The 16,510-nt window shown below is 63.7% G+C and carries 16 protein-coding genes and 1 tRNA gene; 10 read left to right on the top strand and 7 right to left on the bottom strand.

Annotated elements, in window-relative coordinates:
- Positions 1–302 precede the first annotated feature (302 nt).
- Positions 303–527: a hypothetical protein gene (locus E0H22_RS02180; protein WP_233024131.1), complete on the top strand. Its 225-nt coding sequence runs from the start codon at positions 303–305 to the stop codon at positions 525–527.
- Positions 528–568: 41 nt separating this feature from the next.
- Here the strand turns inward: E0H22_RS02180 and E0H22_RS02175 are convergent, their stop codons facing one another.
- Positions 569–2,263 (bottom strand): MFS transporter, encoded by a 1,695-nt coding sequence (locus E0H22_RS02175; RefSeq protein ID WP_233026067.1) that lies wholly within the window; start codon positions 2,261–2,263, stop codon positions 569–571.
- Between the two features lie 274 nt (positions 2,264–2,537).
- Here E0H22_RS02175 and E0H22_RS02170 point away from each other — a divergent pair, with 274 nt between their 5' ends.
- The 4 genes from E0H22_RS02170 (at position 2,538) to E0H22_RS02155 (ending at position 6,974) form a co-directional block, all read left to right on the top strand.
- On the top strand, positions 2,538–3,926 hold the full coding sequence (locus E0H22_RS02170) for a cytochrome P450 (RefSeq protein ID WP_233024130.1): 1,389 nt from the start codon (positions 2,538–2,540) through the stop codon (positions 3,924–3,926).
- A gap of 75 nt (positions 3,927–4,001) precedes the next feature.
- Positions 4,002–5,411 (top strand): adenylate/guanylate cyclase domain-containing protein, encoded by a 1,410-nt coding sequence (locus tag E0H22_RS02165; protein ID WP_233024129.1) that lies wholly within the window; start codon positions 4,002–4,004, stop codon positions 5,409–5,411.
- 133 nt (positions 5,412–5,544) lie between these two features.
- On the top strand, positions 5,545–6,015 hold the full coding sequence (locus tag E0H22_RS02160) for a tellurite resistance TerB family protein (RefSeq protein WP_233024128.1): 471 nt from the start codon (positions 5,545–5,547) through the stop codon (positions 6,013–6,015).
- Positions 6,016–6,185: 170 nt separating this feature from the next.
- Positions 6,186–6,974, top strand: a complete 789-nt coding sequence (locus tag E0H22_RS02155; RefSeq protein ID WP_233024127.1) for an SDR family NAD(P)-dependent oxidoreductase — start codon at positions 6,186–6,188, stop codon at positions 6,972–6,974.
- A gap of 136 nt (positions 6,975–7,110) precedes the next feature.
- Here E0H22_RS02155 and E0H22_RS02150 read toward each other — a convergent pair.
- Positions 7,111–7,186: transfer RNA gene (locus E0H22_RS02150), tRNA-Ala, on the bottom strand.
- A 207-nt stretch (positions 7,187–7,393) separates the two neighbouring features.
- On the opposite strand from E0H22_RS02150, the gene E0H22_RS02145 reads away from it, so the two are divergent.
- From E0H22_RS02145 to folD, 3 genes are read left to right on the top strand one after another with little or no spacing between them, the layout of a single operon-like run.
- The gene (locus tag E0H22_RS02145) at positions 7,394–7,684 is read left to right on the top strand and encodes a YggT family protein (RefSeq protein ID WP_233024126.1); all 291 of its coding nucleotides are present in this window, start codon (positions 7,394–7,396) and stop codon (positions 7,682–7,684) included.
- Positions 7,685–7,688: 4 nt separating this feature from the next.
- Positions 7,689–8,027, top strand: a complete 339-nt coding sequence (locus E0H22_RS02140; RefSeq protein ID WP_233024125.1) for a DUF167 domain-containing protein — start codon at positions 7,689–7,691, stop codon at positions 8,025–8,027.
- On the top strand, positions 8,024–8,908 hold the full coding sequence (gene folD, locus E0H22_RS02135; RefSeq protein ID WP_233024124.1) for a bifunctional methylenetetrahydrofolate dehydrogenase/methenyltetrahydrofolate cyclohydrolase FolD: 885 nt from the start codon (positions 8,024–8,026) through the stop codon (positions 8,906–8,908). The genes E0H22_RS02140 and folD overlap by 4 nt, the downstream gene beginning before the upstream one ends.
- Positions 8,909–9,062: 154 nt before the next feature.
- Here the strand turns inward: folD and E0H22_RS02130 are convergent, their stop codons facing one another.
- The 3 genes from E0H22_RS02130 to E0H22_RS02120 all read right to left on the bottom strand — a co-directional run bounded on the left by E0H22_RS02130 (position 9,063) and on the right by E0H22_RS02120 (position 11,936).
- Complete coding sequence (locus E0H22_RS02130; RefSeq protein ID WP_233024123.1) at positions 9,063–10,538, bottom strand: M20 family peptidase; 1,476 nt, start codon at positions 10,536–10,538, stop codon at positions 9,063–9,065.
- A 42-nt stretch (positions 10,539–10,580) separates the two neighbouring features.
- Positions 10,581–11,123: an inorganic diphosphatase gene (ppa, locus tag E0H22_RS02125; RefSeq protein WP_233024122.1), complete on the bottom strand. Its 543-nt coding sequence runs from the start codon at positions 11,121–11,123 to the stop codon at positions 10,581–10,583.
- A gap of 303 nt (positions 11,124–11,426) precedes the next feature.
- On the bottom strand, positions 11,427–11,936 hold the full coding sequence (locus E0H22_RS02120) for a GNAT family N-acetyltransferase (RefSeq protein ID WP_233024121.1): 510 nt from the start codon (positions 11,934–11,936) through the stop codon (positions 11,427–11,429).
- 295 nt (positions 11,937–12,231) lie between these two features.
- Between E0H22_RS02120 and E0H22_RS02115 the strand changes: the two genes are divergently transcribed.
- Together E0H22_RS02115 and E0H22_RS02110 are read left to right on the top strand one after the other, a co-directional pair.
- Entirely contained in the window at positions 12,232–12,696 is a 465-nt protein-coding gene (locus E0H22_RS02115; RefSeq protein ID WP_233024120.1) for a DUF2269 family protein, read from the top strand.
- Positions 12,693–13,103, top strand: a complete 411-nt coding sequence (locus E0H22_RS02110; protein WP_233024119.1) for a thiol-disulfide oxidoreductase DCC family protein — start codon at positions 12,693–12,695, stop codon at positions 13,101–13,103. Before E0H22_RS02115 ends, E0H22_RS02110 begins: the two co-directional genes overlap by 4 nt.
- 36 nt (positions 13,104–13,139) lie before the next feature.
- Here E0H22_RS02110 and E0H22_RS02105 read toward each other — a convergent pair whose 3' ends face one another.
- Together E0H22_RS02105 and typA are read right to left on the bottom strand one after the other, a co-directional pair.
- Positions 13,140–14,393: a flavin monoamine oxidase family protein gene (locus E0H22_RS02105; RefSeq protein ID WP_233024118.1), complete on the bottom strand. Its 1,254-nt coding sequence runs from the start codon at positions 14,391–14,393 to the stop codon at positions 13,140–13,142.
- 264 nt (positions 14,394–14,657) lie between these two features.
- Complete coding sequence (typA, locus tag E0H22_RS02100) at positions 14,658–16,481, bottom strand: translational GTPase TypA (protein WP_233024117.1); 1,824 nt, start codon at positions 16,479–16,481, stop codon at positions 14,658–14,660.
- Positions 16,482–16,510 lie beyond the last annotated feature (29 nt).

Genomic DNA, 16,510 nt, shown 5'->3' with positions numbered 1-16,510 from the left:
CTCGAAGGATGGCCGCACACTCTGAGCCAGGCGAGCTCATGGTTCGAGACGGCGCTGCGCGCCTCCTCACCATGAGGGGCGGTGTGTCGCGTTCCGCCTGGGCGACCAGCAGCGCCAGACTACGGACCGCATTTCCAGTCAAACTCTCAGGATGAGGACCGAGACTGGAACTAACTTCCGTTTCATCACTTCCACAACGGTGACGCGCCGCATAGCGCGCGGTTCCCGCCATCATTGCGCCATGCCCGCAGTCTTGCCTGCGCCCCCTTCAATACTGACCGATTGATCAGGGAACCATTGCAATGAAACACTTTTTGATCGTTCCGCTGCTGCTGCTCGCGACGCCGGTGCTGGCGCAGCAAGGCGCGCACTCGCCTCAAAACAAGGATGCCTGCGCGCGCGACGTCTCGCGGTTCTGCCGCGCCAAGATGAGCGAAGGCGACATGGTCGTGCTCGGCTGCCTGAAGGACAACCGCGCCCGGCTCGGAAAGGCTTGCGCGAAAGTGCTGGCAGATAACGGACAGTGACGCTCGATCTTTGACGTCTTCCTGCAAGCGGGAAGAAGGGATCAGCTGCTGCCCGCCGGTGTCGATGCGGGCAGTACTTCTGTCGCGGCGCGATCCGGCGTCTCGTCCTTCCAGCGCACCGAACCGAATGGCCGTTCCAGCATGCGGCGAACGCGGATCGGGTCGGGGCCGAGATGGAAGCCCGCCGCGCGCTGATACAATGCGCGTTCCGACTGTGTGGCACGGTTGCGCTGGCGCAGAAAATCCAGCCAAGTCGGGCAGTGATAGCGTTCGGTCCAGAGCTCCGGGTCGGAAATGTCGCGCGCGATCGACCAGCCATAGGCGCCGTTGCGCTGGCGCGACAGCTGCACGTCCTGCATCACGCCATGGAAGGCCCGCGCCTGATCCTGATCGACGCGATACTCGATCTCCACCACGAGCGGCCCGCTGCGCGCGGTGAGCTGCAACCGCACCTCGGGATCCTCAAGACGCTCCGCATCCTCGTCGCGCGCGCCGGTCGGCGGCATCCGCCACACGAGCCCGAACAGTGGCGAGGCGAGCATCGCAAGGCCCGACACGATCAACGCCCATTCGACACCGACCATGTCGGTGAGGCGGCCCCAGCCCCAGCTGCCGATGGCGACGCCGCCCGCAATCGCCGCCTGAAAGGCGGCGAGCGAGCGCCCGGCGACCCAGCGCGGTGCCGACAGCTGCACACCGATATTGAGCAGGGCGATAGCCGCCATCCAGACTGCGCCGCCCACCACCAGCGCCGCTGCGGTCAGCACCGGCTCGGTGGAAATCGCGACGCCAACGATGGCCACACCCATGATCAATGCGCAGCCACGGATCGCGGTCTCGCCGGAAAAATGCTTGCGGATCGGGCCGATATTCATCGCGCCGATCACGGCGCCCATGCCGAAGGCGCCGAGCATGATGCCATAGGTCTGTGCGCCGCCATGCAACAGGTCGCGTGCCACCAGCGGCATCAGCGCGGAGATCGAGCCGCCGCAAATGCCGGTGATCAGCGTGCGCGCCAGCGAAATCCTGATCGACGGCGAATTGGCGATGTAGCGGATGCCCGAGACCATCGCCCGGTTCAGCCGCTCACGCGGCAGGCGCGACACCTCGACCTTGCGGCGCCACAGCAGCAGCACGACAAAAAGCGGAACATAGAGCAATGCATTCGCCGCAAAGGACGCGACCGCGCCGGCGGCCGCCACGATCACGCCGCCGATCGCTGGGCCGAAACTGCGGGCGATATTGTAACTGATACCGCTGAGCGCGACGGCCGGCGGCAGCACTTGCGGCGGCACCTGCTCGCCCACCGACGACTGCCAGGCCGGCCCGAACAACGCCATGCCGCTGCCGATGATGAAACAGAAAGCCAGCAGGATGTTCGGCGTGATGTGGCCGGTCCACTCCATCGCCGTCAGCGCGCTGGCACCCACAAGGGACAGCGCCAGCGACGCCAGCGAGACCATGCGGCGATCATACATGTCGGCCACCGCACCGGCCGGCATGGCCAGGATCATGATCGGCAGCATCAGGGCCGTCTGCACCAGCGCCACCTTATCGGCGGAGGCCGTCATCTGCGTCATCGCCCAAGCGGCGCCGACGCTCTGGATCATCAGGCCGAGATTTGACAGCAGGCTGGCCAGCCAGATGCGCCGGAATACCGGATAGCGCAGCGGCGCGGCGATGCCGTCAGAGGGTAAAGGCGTCGATGTGGGGGTGAACTTCGGCGTATCCGTCATGCCACCCGTTGATGCCTGCGAATTGCGGTGCCTGTCCAGTGTTTCCACGACCGAACCGAGATGCCCGCACTGCAGCACAAATCTCTCGTGTCACCGCCCGGCTTGACCGGGCGATCCAGTAGACACTGAGAGATGGAAATTGGGCTGTCGATGTCTACTGGATCCCCGCTTCCGCGGGGATGACAAGCGGAGGCATCTTCCCATATCGCCCTCATAGCGCCCGTTTCAGCGCGTGATATGCTCACGCATCGTTATCGACTGAGCGAGGCCCGTCGTGAGCATTGCCGAGGTCTACGACTTTCCCGTGCCCCCGCGCCGCGTGGTGCCGCCCGCCCCGCCGCGGGCGCCTGACGACATGACCGCCCGCGCAAGAATGGCGGCGATGCGCCGTAGCGCGATCGAGACGTGGGGCCAGAAGGCCTACGAGGACGACATCATCAAGGGCCGCTTTTTCGGGCGTGCCAGCTTCATCCTGAACGACCCCGATGCCATCCGCCATGTACTGGTCGACAATTACGAGAACTATACCCGCACGCCGACCGCGTTCCGCGTGCTGCGGCCGATGCTTGGCGAGGGACTGCTGATCGCCGAGGGCCGCGTCTGGAAGCATCAGCGCCGCACGCTGGCGCCTGCGTTCACGCCGCGTGCGGTGACGACGCTGGTGCCGCACATGCTGTCGGCCATCGACGACGCCGTCGCCGATCTGCAGGGCAAGACGGACGGCCCGGTGGATTTGCGGGAGATCATGCAGCGTATGACGCTGGAGATCGCCGGACGCACCATGTTCTCTTACGGCATGGCCAAACACGGCAAGACGCTGCGCGACTTCGTGATGGAATATGGCGCGACCCTCGCCAGGCCGCATTTTTTCGATCTGCTGCTGCCGCAAGGCTGGCCGACGCCGCAGGACATCCCGCGTTATTTCTTCCGCCGGCGCTGGACCCGCTTCGTCGCCATGCTGGTGGCGGAACGCCGCGCCGCTGGCAAGGCGGACAACGCACCGCCGCGCGACCTGTTCGAGCTGATGCTCGCGGCGCGCGATCCGGAAACCGGCACCGAATTCTCCGACGACCAGCTCGGCGATCAGGTCGCGACCATGATCCTCGCCGGCCACGAGACCACGGCAACAGCGCTGTTCTGGGCGCTCTATCTGTTGACGCTCGATCCGGCCACGCAGGAGCGCGTGGCAAACGAAGCGCGCACCGCCATGTCAGCGGGTGCGCTGGAGCTCGACCGGCTGACATTCACCCGCGCCGTGATCGACGAGACCATGCGCCTGTATCCCCCCGCTTTCTTGATCGCACGCGCGGCGCGTGCAGCGGATACAGTAAACGGCATGGCAATCGCCAAAGACGACATCGCCCTGATGGCCCCGTGGCTGCTGCACCGGAACGAGAAGCGCTGGTCCGACCCGAACGCTTTCATGCCGCAACGCTTCATGCCCGGCGCCCCGCAGCCGGATCGGTTCGCCTATCTTCCCTTCGGGGTCGGCGCCCGCGTCTGCATCGGCGCGCATTTCGCGATCGTCGAGGCCACGCTGGCACTGGCGACGATCATCGGCAATTTCCGGGTGACGCTGCCGGAGCGCGAGCCGGTGATGCCGGTGGGCGTGGTGACGACGCAACCGGATCGCTCGCCCATGTTCCGGATCGAGAGGCGCTAGTCATCGTCTCTTTATGGTGAGGGGCGAATTCGTCGACGTCTTGGCCTTATCACCAACTCACCCTATCTTCTCTCCATGTCCGACATCCTCTCTCAGTTCTCGCGTCTCAAGGAGGTCACCGATCCCGCGGTCGCCGAGGCCATTGCGCTGTTGGCACAGGACGGCGCCGATCATGAACTCAACCGCGTCAATCCGCTGGACTTCGCTGTTCGCACTGGCCTTAACGAGGAGAAGGTCATCGCCGGCTTCCTGCAGGCCTCGAAGCTCGGCCTGTTCGATCTCACCTGGAATGTGATGTGCCCCGGCTGCGGCGGCGTGCTCGATGCTCATGGCACGCTAAAATCGCTGCGCAGCGATGATTACCAGTGCGGCCTCTGCGGTCGCGGCTACGCCGCATCCGTGGACGAGCAGGTGGAAGTCGCCTTCACCATCGCGCCGCGTATCCGCCGCGTCGCTGCGCACGATCCGAATTCGCTGCCTATCTGGGAATACTACCGCCAGGTCTTCTGGAGTTCGGGCATCGAATTCAATGCTGACGCGCTGGCCACCTTGTCGAAAGACGTGGTGCTCGATGCACGCGAATTGCCTGCGCATCAAAAAGCGGAGCTCAGCTTGATGCTACCGCCGCAATTCATCATCCTGTTCGATCCGGTGACGCATACGGCGCATTTCATCGACGTGCAGGGCGAGCCGACCGACGAGGCACGGCAGCTGTCGCTCACCTACAAGAACGAACATGCGCCGACGCTGACCACCACCATGCGGCCCGGCCCGCTGACAATCTCCTACGACAATCAGACCAGCACCCGCGTGCTGCCCTCGATCCTTGTGGCCGCCGATGCGCTCCACCTCCTGATTGGCAAGCGCAAGCCGTTCCTCACCGCCAAGCGGATCCTCAGCAACCAGACTTTTCGCGATCTCTACAAGGCCGACAATCTCAGCATCGACCAGCGGCTGAATATCACCTCACTGACCTTCCTGTTCACCGACCTCAAGGGCTCTACCGCGCTGTATGAGCGCGTGGGCGATCTCGCCGCTTTCGATCTCGTTCGCGCTCACTTCCATGCCCTGCTCGACATCATCGCGGCCGAGGGCGGCGCCGTGGTGAAGACCATCGGCGATAGCGTGATGGCTACTTTCACGCATCCCGAACAGGCGCTGCTTGCCGCGATCGAAATGCGCAAGGCGATGGAGCGCCTCAATGACGAACGCGAAACCCGCGACCTCGTGGTCAAGATCGGCATCCATGAAGGGCCATGCCTCGCGGTCATGCTCAACGAGCGGCAGGATTATTTCGGCCAGACCGTGAATATTGCCGCACGCGTGCAGGGACTCGCCACGTCACAATCCATTCATGTGACATCGCCGATCGTTTCCGCGAAAGGCGTCGAAGCGATCCTGCAAAAATCGGGGGCGATGCCTATCGAAAAGGCTGCCGCTTTACGCGGCATTGCCGACAAGGTTCTGGTCTACGAGATTCCATGAGCCGGCAAAGCCTTGCTTAACTGTAATGACGCCGTCAGGAACCGCTGTGTATTGTGTGCGTTCCCTTTCCGCGCCACAACGCACCAGTCTTGTTCACCGCAAGGCGAATGCCCCATCCGGTTCATAAAATCCCATGCTCGAGAAACTGCGCCAGTTCATCACCGATGTGGTGTCTCCCGACGCCAACGCCGACCAGAAGTTCGACGATACCGGCTTCCGGCTCGCTGCCACGGCGCTGCTGATCCACGTGATCTCGATCGATGGGGCGCCGTCCAAAGTCGAACAGGCCAAGCTGCATAGCCTGATCGAGACACGCTTCGAACTCGACCCCGGTACCGCAGATCGCCTGATCGAAGCCGCGACGCTGGTCGAAGGCGAAGCCGTCGATCTCTATCACTTCACCAGCGTCATCATGCGCGTGGTCGATGAGCCCGGTCGCATCCGCCTGGTCGAGATGATGTGGGAGCTGGTCTTCGCCGATGGCAAGGTCAGCGAGTTCGAGGAAAACGTGGTGTGGCGCGCGGCCGATCTGCTCGGTGTATCCGCCCGTGACCGTGTCGAACTCAAGCGCCGCGTTGCCGGCGATACGGCCGAGACAGCCTGACCCGAACGGCACATTGCTGATGCTTCGATGCGCGATTTGCGACACCGCGACACATGCGCCGACCTGGCCCTGGTACTCCGGTGGTCATTCGCGCTTGCACATCAATGATATCCCTATTACCCGTTAGTTAGAACCATTCGTCTTCAGGCCATACGGGCAAGAGAATTTCTGTGACCGAGCGCGTGACGTTGATTACCGGTGCTTCGGCGGGAATTGGCGCCGAGATGGCCCGTGTCTTCGCCGCGCACAAGCACCGTCTGGCGCTGGTGGCACGACGCACCGATCGCCTCGTCGCGCTGTCGGACGAGATCGTCGCCGCCGGCGGTCCGGCGCCCATCATCATTCCCTGCGATCTCGAGCAGCCCGGCGCCTGCGCGACGGTCGAAGACGCGCTGCGAAGCGCCGATGTCGAAGTGGAGTATCTGATCAACAATGCCGGTTTCGGCATGTTCGGATTCGCCGTCGACATGGACCGCGACGCGCAGCTGCGCATGATCGACCTGAATATCCGCACGCTCACCGATCTGTCCCTGCGTCTGGCACCGGCTGTGATCCGTCATAAGGGCGGTATCCTCAATGTGAGCTCGATCGCCGGCCTGATTCCGGGCCCTGGCATGGCCGTCTACTATGCCAGTAAGGCCTATGTGCTGTCCTTCACCGAAGCGCTGCGGCAGGAGCTCGGCCCCAAGGGCGTGCGCGTGACCGCGCTGTGCCCCGGTCCGGTGCCATCGGAATTCCAGGCGCGCGCGGGCTTCAAGCCAGGCCTGGATTCGATGATTCTCGGCGTGTCGCCGAAGGATGTGGCGGCCCTCGCCTATAAGAGCCTGATGGCGAACAAGGGCACAGTATTTCCGGGCCTCGGAATCAAGATCGTCCCGATCCTGCTCCGTCTGTTTCCAAGGAGCTTTATCGCGGGAGCAGTGGCGAAGCTGCAGCTGACGCGGGTGGGGCAGGTTTAGGGGGGATTCGTCCCTACAAAATCCGCGTTTCGGAGTTTCAACTTCCGTCCGTCTTCGCCCTTCGGGCTTCGCCGGACACCACGCTTCGCCAAGAGGCTTCGCATGGCTGCGCCACGCGAAGCCTCTTGGCGAAGCGTGGTGGACCCAGGCGGGATCGAACCGCCGACCTCGTCATTGCGAACGACGCGCTCTCCCAGCTGAGCTATGGGCCCGTCGAGAACTTGTGCCGCGAAGCGGCGCAGGTCTGGAATGGGCGCCATTTACAATCCCTGTTAACGGCAAGTCAAGAACGACCCGCAAACAGCGCAAAGTCTCGATTTTCCGGGCCTTTTTGCCCCGCCCTTCCCTTGTTTGCACCCTGCCGAACCGATATTTAGCCTCTATCCCATCCGCGATCCAACCCGCGAGCTCCCTCCGCCATGCGCGCCGTTCTCGATATCGTGCTGATCGTCCTCGATCTCTACGTCTGGCTGCTGATCGCCTCGGCGATCCTGTCCTGGCTGATCGCCTTCAACGTGGTGAACACCCGCAACCAGTTCATCGCCGCAGTGGGCGAGTTCCTGTACCGCATCACCGAGCCGGTGCTGGCGCCGATCCGCCGGATGCTGCCGAATCTCGGCGGCCTCGATCTGTCGCCAATCGTGGTGATCCTGATCATCATCTTCCTGCAGCGGGTGATCGGCTACTACATCTATCCTTACGTCGTTTGATACGTTGGCCGATCCCTGGCGATATGGCGCCGACGGCGTCAGCATCGCCGTCCGCGTGACCCCGCGCGGCGGCCGCGACGACATCGATGGGGTTGAGACCATGGCCAACGGTCGCGCGGTGCTGAAGCTGCGCGTCCGCGCTATCGCCGAAGGCGGCGAAGCCAATCGCGCCGTGACAGAACTGCTGGCGACGCAACTCAAGGTGCCGAAGCGGGATGTCCGGCTGCTGTCGGGCGCCACCTCCCGCATCAAACAGATCGCCGTGAACGGCGATCCTCACAAACTCGGGCTGCTGCTGCGCGCCCTCGCAGCCGCCCCTTCTGACGACGGAGACCCTGCATGACCGCCAGCGTGATCGATGGAAAAGCAATCGCCGCAGAACTGCGCGCCCGCGTGGCCGCCGAAGTGACGCGCGTGAAGCAGGATCACGGCCTGACGCCGGGCCTCGCCGTGGTGCTGGTCGGCAACGATCCCGCCTCCGAGGTCTATGTGCGCAGCAAGCATAAGCAGACCCAGGAAGCCGGCATGGCCTCCTTCGAACACGTGCTGCCCGCCGATGTCGCGCAAGGCGATCTGATCGCGCTGGTGCAGAAGCTCAACAACGATCCCACCGTGCACGGCATCCTCGTGCAGCTGCCGCTGCCGAAGGGCCTCGACACCCAGGCCGTCATCAACGCCATCGACCCTGCCAAGGATGTCGACGGCCTGCATCCCGTCAATGCCGGCCGTCTCGCCAGCGGCATGAACGCGCTGTCGCCTTGCACGCCGCTCGGCTGCATCATCCTGGCGAAGAGCGTGCATCCCTCGCTGGAAGGCATGAATGCCATCGTGATCGGCCGCTCCAATCTCGTCGGCCGCCCGCTGGTGCAATTGCTGCTGAACGAGAACGCCACCGTCACCATCGCGCATTCGCGCTCGCGCGATCTGCCGAAGCTGACGGCACAGGCCGATCTCGTCTTCGCCGCTGTCGGCAAAGCGGAAATGGTGCGCGGCGACTGGATCAAGCCCGGCGCCACGGTGATCGATGTCGGCATCAATCGCCTGCCGGCCGCGGATGGCAAATCGAAGCTGGTCGGCGACGTCGCCTATCAGGAGGCGCTGAAGACCGCCGGCGCCATCACCCCGGTGCCGGGCGGCGTCGGCCAGATGACGGTGGCGTGTCTGCTGGTCAACACGCTGCGTGCAGCCAGCGCGATCAACGGACTGAAGGCTCCGGCGGTGTAAGGCACTCCGCCCCTCATGGTGAGGAGCGGCCGTAGGCCGCGTCTCGAACCATGGCCGCACGCTCGGAGCGATGCCAGCTCATGGTTCGAGACGCGCGCAAGAGCGCGCTCCTCACCATGAGGGGCTGAGTGTGGGGCAACAGATAGCCACTGCCCTACTGCTTCTCCATCAGCCGCCGATAAAACCGGATCATATCCGCATAGTTCGCGATGCTGAGCCGTTCGTTGGTACCGTGGAAGCGCTTGAGATCCTGTTCGTTCGCGCGCACCGGTGAAAAACGGAAAATGTTGTCGGTCACATCCGCATAGTGCCGCGAATCCGTCGCCGCCACCATCAGCCCAGGCGCCACCAGCGCATCCGGAAACACCTCGCGGATCGTGGTGTTCAACGCGCGATAGGAAGCGCTCGCGGTACCCGTCACCGGCGGCGGATCGGTGTTGCCCGGATACGGCTTGATCTCGATCTTTTCATTGCCGACCACCTTGCGCACGTGCTCGGTCACGCTGGCCTGCGTATCGCCCGGCAAGAGCCGGAAGTTCACCACCGCCTCGGCGTTGCCCGGCAACACATTGTCCTTGTCGCCGGCATTGAAGATGGTCAGCGCCGTCGTCGTGCGCACCGTCGCTTCCGTCGGCCCGCTCTTCTCAAATTCGCGCAGCAGCAGCGGCTTGAACAGCCACAGATTCGACAGCACCACGCGATTGAAACCGCTCATCTCCGGCGCGATGGTGGCGAACATCTCTCCCACCGTGCTGCGGATCTGCATCGGCAGCCGCGCATTTTCCAGATGGGTGAGCGCGGCGCTCATCATGCCGATGGCCGTCTCGCGCGGCGGCATGGAGGAATGGCCGGGCGTCGCGCGCGCATTCAGCACCAGGGTCGCATAGCCCTTTTCGGCCACCCCGATCAGCGCCATCGGCCTGTCGAGTCCCTTTAAGATCCCTTCGGTGATCAGCAGGCCTTCGTCGAGCACGAAGTCGAGCTTCACGCCGCGCGATTTCAGCAGTGCTGCGATCGCCGTGGCACCGCGGGTGCCTGACACTTCCTCGTCATGGCCGAACGCAAAATAGATCGTCCGCTTCGGGCGGAAACCGGCCTTCGCCATCGCCTCGGCGGCTTCAAGGATCGCGTAGAGATTGCCCTTGTCGTCCCAGGAGCCGCGCCCCCAGATGAAACCATCGGCGACGACGCCGTCGAAGGGCGGATACTGCCAGTCCTTCTCGGTGCCCGGCGCCACCGGCACCACGTCCTGATGCGCCAGCAGCGCGATCGGCCCGGCGGCGGGATCGCTGCCCTGCCACGTGTAGAGCAGACTGTAGCCGCCGACGACCTCACGCGTGGTCGCGGCATGAAAGGCCGGGAAGCTCGCCGCGAGATGCGCCTGCATGGCGCGCAGCGGACCCGCCGCCTGATCTGGATTGAAAGCGTTGGAAATCGTCTGGAAGCGGATCGCCTCGGCCAGGCGCTTGGCCGCGGCCTGTTCGTCCACCGCGACCTTCGGCACGGGCGCTACGGCGATCTGTCGCGAGCCCTGCCGGAACGTATTCACGAAAACCACCGCCGCGAGCACCACGACAATGGCAACCGCGGCGAGGATGATGTTGCGAAACCAGATCAGCATGCGGCGCATCGGAAGCTCCCCCGGGACCGCACGCTGTTTAGCCCATCTCCTTTAGGACTTGGCCTTCTCGGCCTTGGCGCGGTCGATGCCTTCCTGGATGAGCTTATGCGCTTCGGCGGCATCCGCCCAGCGCACCACCTTCACCCACTTGCCAGGCTCAAGGTCCTTGTAGTGCTCGAAGAAGTGCTGGATCTGGTCCAGCGTGATCTGCGGCAGGTCGCTGTAGTTCTTCACCTTGTCGTAGCGCTGGGTGAGCTTCGAGGTCGGCACAGCGATGATCTTCTCATCCTGGCCGCCCTCATCTTCCATCAACAGCACGCCGACCGGGCGCACCGCCATGACGGCGCCCGGCACGATGGCGCGGGTGTTGGCGATCAGCACGTCGCAGGGATCGCCGTCGCCGGAGAGCGTGTGCGGGATGAAGCCGTAATTGCCGGGATAACGCATCGGCGTGTAGAGGAAGCGATCGACGAACAGCGCGCCGGACGCCTTGTCCATCTCGTATTTGATCGGCTCACCGCCAACCGCAACCTCGATGACGACGTTCACTTCATGCGGCGCCTTGGCGCCGAGGGGGATTGCGTCAAGACGCATCGAAAGCTCCGGTTCTGGTGTGACGAATTGCGCCAGACCTAGCCGAGCGGGCTGAAGGTTTCAACGCCAAACCGCGCGAAAATCGCGCGGCTGGTGAATGGCTTAGCCGAAATACCTATAGCCGTCGCCCCAACTCCGCCCTCATCCTAAGGAGCGACCGCAAGGCCGCTTCTCCCCGCGAATGCCATAGCCATTCGCAAGGGATGGTGACGGGCTCAGGAGCCCGGCCACCTCATGGTTCGAGACGGCGCTGCGCGCCTCCTCACCATGAGGGAAAGAGAATATGCGGGGCAGCGGGAAACCTCACGCGTTCCAGGCGAAGGCCACCTTGTCGAGCGACTTGGCGCCGAACCGCTCGGACGAGCGGGCCACCATGCGGCCGCCCAGCGCACGATAGAATTCCGTGGCGCCAGCATTGTCCGACAACGCCCAGATGACGAGGCTCTTCAGCCCGCTCTGCATCAGGTCGCGTTTGGCCGAGGCGAACAGGCGGCGGCCGAAGCCGAGGCCCTGGAATTCCGGCCGCAGGTAAAGTTCGTAGATTTCGCCTTCGAATTGCAGGCTGCGGGCGCGGTTGCGGCCGTAATTGGCATAGCCGGCGACCTTGTCGCCAAAACAGAGAACGCTGACGCGGCTGCCCTTGCGGATCGCCGAATCCCACCACTGCGGACCGCGGCGGTTGATGAGCTTGTCGAGTTCCGGCCCCGGAATCAGTCCCTGATAGGCCGCGCGCCAGGCTTCATCGTGGGTGGACGCCACCTCGACCGCATCTGCGGTCTTGGCCGGCCGGACTTCGATCAGGGTTGTGCTCATGGGCATGATCAAAGCAGCGCACCGCGCCGTCTTCAAGAGCATCGTTAATTATCAGTTAAGATGTGGAATTTTTGCATCAGTTCCGTGAAAATCTGTCCCGGAAAAAGACAGATCGTGACGGGATGGGTCAGTGGCCGATCCAGTTTTCCACCGCCGCACCTTCAAACACGCGTCGCGGGATTCCCCCACACGCATGTGTTGTCGGGATTTGCCTCGCACCTGATTCGCGGACGATACTTGCTGGCGATGGGCGACGTGGGTAGGCAGAGCCGGATACCCGCTACCTGGGCTCACGATGACCGTCTATCTCTTTCTCAAATTCCTCCACGTGCTTGGCGCCGTCGTCATTCTCGGTACAGGCGGCGGCGTGGCCTTCATGATGCTGCAGGCCCATCGTTCCGGCGACGGCGCATTCGTTGCGGCGACCGCCAACACGTCACTCGCCGCCACCGCTCTGCTGACGGGCGGCGCCATGGTGCTGCAGCCTTTCACGGGCGGACTGCTGATGGAGATGTCATCAACCTCTGCCACAGAGCCCTGGATGATCGCGTCACTGATCCTTTACGCGCTGGCCAGCCTGCTCTGGCTGCCGGTGCTGTTCATGCAAATCGAAATTCGCACGCTCACCCGGACGGCTATGGCTGATCGCGCACCCCTGCCGCTGCGCTATCACATCCTGTTCCGCCGCTCGCTCGTACTCGGCACGCTGGTCTTTGGCGCGATGCTGATCACGCTCTGGCTGATGATCGCCAAGCCATGACCGCGCCCTGGCCCGATGACGACATCATCCTCTATGACGGCGTCTGCGTCTTCTGCTCGCGCTGGGTACGCTTCGTGGCGAAGCGCGATGTGGCGAAGCGCTTTCGCTTTACGCCGATCCAGTCGGACTACGGCAGCCGGCTCGCAAAACATTTCGGCATCGATCCGAACGATCCCGACACCAACGCCGTGATCCATGGCGGCGTGGCCCATTTCAAATCGAATGCCGCCCTGACGGTGCTGTCGCAACTGCCGGGATGGCGCTGGGTGCGCGCGCTATTTGCCGTGCCGGCAGCGCTGCGCAATCCCGTCTACGATCTCGTCGCACGGAATCGCTATCGCATCTTCGGGCGAAGCGATGCGTGCTTGGTACCGGATGCGTCGCTGCGCGAGCGGGTGATTGAGTAGCAACGAAGCGCGCAGCGGCAGGATGGGCTCCGGCGCTCACCCCATCCTGTGATTCTTCGCCATCACTTCCTTCGCCGCGCGTTCACCGCTCTCGCGCGCACCGTGTGCCGTGGAGAAGAAATTCGGCGACGTCGCTTCGCCGGCGAAGAACAGCCGACCATCCACGGGCGCAGCAAGCACGGCACGCGCCTCGGCATGGCCGGGCTTCGCTGCCGAATAGGCCCCCTGCGCAAAGCGATCGTGGCACCAGCGGGATTCCGCCAGCGGTGTGAGTTTGTTGCGGATGTCCGAGCCCAGCAGCTTGACGATCTCGTCGATGCTCTGTGCCGCGAGCGCGCCTTCGCCTGCCTGTTCAAGTTCGCGCGCGAAGCTGCCGCCATAGAAGCCGGCGATGCAGGGGCGGCCGGAGGGGCGCAGGTGAAAACTGCCGATGCCGACGCGCATATAGGCGCCACGCAGGCCGACATCTTCGGGCCACTTTTCGGCATCGGCGAGCGCCAGCATCACCTTGTTGTCGGCGCCGAGCGGCAGGCCGGCGGCGGCCTCGACCTTCTCAGGCAACGGCGGATGAAAGCGAATGTTCTCGTTGGCGAGAAGATTGGTCGGCACGCAGATAACCACGTTCGCAGCGGTCAGCGTGCCGCGCGAGGTCTCGATCTTCACGCGCGATCCGGAGTGATCGATGACAGTCACTTCCGTGTTCAGCGCCACCGGACATCGCGCGCCATAGGCTGCGATCAGCGCGCCATAGCCGTCGGGCAGCCGCCAGTTCACCTCGGTGTCCTCATAGGCATCCATGTCGTGCAGCGACACGTCCTTGAGTTCGAACCCGTTGATGTAGGTGGACACCGCATCGATCATGGGATTCCACGGATTGCCCGGCTCGAGGCATGTCGCCGCCGGCGCGTCCTCCTCATTCTCTGCGGCTGCTTCCGCGCGATCATAGAAGGCGTCCATCGCGGCGAAGAATTCCGCGCGCTGCGCCTTCGAGAAGGTCGCATCATAGGTCTGTTCGCGCCACGGCGGGCGTTTGGTGTCGACCTTGAAGCCGAGCTGCTTTGCAATGCCGACGAAATCGTTCCTGTCCGCCGAATGCAGCCATTCGCAGCCGAGATCGAACGGAATGCCCGGCGCCGCCATGATCGTATGGGCGCGGCCACCAATGCGGTCGCGGGCTTCCAGCACGATGACCGAGAGGCCGGCCCCCTCCAGCGCGCGCGCCGCGCCGAGACCGGCGGCGCCGGCGCCGATAATGGCGACGTCGACTTCGGAGGGGAGTTCTGTGCTCATCGCAAAGCTTCTGTGCTCGAGGTCCGCGATAACGGGAATAGTCGGTTAAGCGAATTATTCAAGCCAACCCAATCACGATCTGTCGTTGCCCGGCTCGACCGGGCAACCCAGTAAACGCTGACGGAGATCGCACGCACGGCCGGCGTTTACTGGATCACCCGCCTGCGCGGGTGATGACAAGAGTGTGAAGGAACCATCCCACCAAAACAAAATGCCCGGCTGTCGCCGGGCACTTCGCAACACTCCTGTAAATGAAGCCTGGCTTTACGCCACCGCTTCCTTCGCCTTTTCCGCACGCTTGCGATCGTTGGGATCGAGATGCTTCTTGCGCAGGCGGATCGACTTCGGGGTGATTTCCACCAGTTCGTCGTCCTCGATATAGGCCAGCGCCTTTTCCAGCGTCATGCGGATCGGCGGGGTCAGGCGCACCGCTTCGTCCTTCGACGTGGTGCGGATGTTGGTGAGCTGCTTGCCCTTGAGAACGTTGAGTTCGAGATCGTTCTCGCGGGTGTGCTCGCCGATGATCATGCCGCGATAGACCTTCCAGCCCGGCTCGATCATCATCGGGCCGCGGTCTTCCAGCTTGAACATGGCGTAGGCCACCGCTTCGCCCTGATCGTTCGAGATCAGCACGCCGTTGCGGCGGCCGGCGATCTCGCCCTTGTAGGGCAGGTAGGCGTGGAACAGGCGGTTCATGATCGCCGTGCCCTTGGTGTCGGTCATCAGCTCGCCCTGATAGCCGATCAGGCCGCGGGTCGGGGCGTGGAACACAAGACGCAGACGATTGCCGCCCGACGGACGCATTTCCATCATCTCGGCCTTGCGCTCGCTCATCTTCTGCACGACCACGCCGGAGAATTCGTCATCGACGTCGATGACCACTTCTTCCACCGGCTCCAGCGTCTGGCCCGCTTCGTTCTTCTCGAACACCACGCGCGGACGCGACACCGACAGCTCGAAACCTTCGCGGCGCATGTTCTCGATCAGGATCGCGAGCTGCAATTCGCCGCGGCCCGAGACTTCCATCGCATCCTTGTCGGCGGATTCGACCACGCGCAGCGCGACATTGCCTTCGGCTTCGCGCAGCAGACGGTCGCGGATCAGGCGGCTCGTCACCTTGTCGCCTTCGGTGCCGGCGAGCGGCGAGTTGTTGACGATGAAGGACATCGACACCGTCGGCGGATCGATCGGCTGCGCCTGCAGCGGCGTATCCACCGTGGGATCGCAGAAGGTGTCGGCCACGGTGCCCTTGGTCAGGCCCGCGATGGCGACGATGTCGCCGGCTTCGGCGAAGTCCACCGGCTGGCGCTCGAGGCCGCGGAAGGCAAGGATCTTGGAGATGCGGCCGGTCTCGACGGTCTTGCCGTCGCGCGACAGAACCTTCACCGTCTGGTTCGGCTTCACCGAGCCCGAGGTAATGCGGCCGGTGATGATGCGGCCCAGGAAGTTGTTGGCTTCGAGAATGGTGCCGAGCAGGCGGAACGGACCTTCCTCGACGGTCGGCGGCGGCACATGCTTGAGCACCAGCTCGAACAGCGGCTTCATGCCGACATCGTGCGACGCATCCGGGCTGTTGGCCATCCAGCCATTACGGCCTGACCCGTAGAGGATCGGGAAGTCGAGTTGCTCGTCGGTGGCGTCCAGCGCGGCGAACAGGTCGAACACCTCGTTGACGACTTCGTCGATGCGGGCGTCCTGGCGGTCCACCTTGTTGATGGCGACGATCGGGCGAAGGCCGAGCTTGAGCGCCTTGCCGACCACGAACTTGGTCTGCGGCATCGGACCTTCGGCGGCGTCGACGAGAACGATCACGCCATCGACCATCGACAGGATGCGCTCGACCTCACCGCCGAAGTCGGCGTGGCCGGGGGTGTCAACGATGTTGATCTGGGTGTCTTCCCACAGCACCGAGGTACACTTGGCGAGAATGGTGATGCCGCGTTCTTTTTCGAGATCGTTCGAATCCATCGCGCGTTCCTGGACGCGCTGGTTGTCGCGGAAGGTGCCCGACTGCTGCAGGAGCTTGTCGACGAGGGTGGTCTTGCCGTGGTCGACGTGTGCGATGATGGCGATGTTGCGCAGTTTCATATGTCTTCTTCTGGTTCGACGAACAGGTG

The organism is Rhodopseudomonas boonkerdii, assembly GCF_021184025.1.
GTDB classification, from domain to species: domain Bacteria; phylum Pseudomonadota; class Alphaproteobacteria; order Rhizobiales; family Xanthobacteraceae; genus Tardiphaga; species Tardiphaga boonkerdii.
Note: the sequence above shows the minus strand (reverse complement) of the source record. Positions and strands in the feature narration are given on the sequence as shown.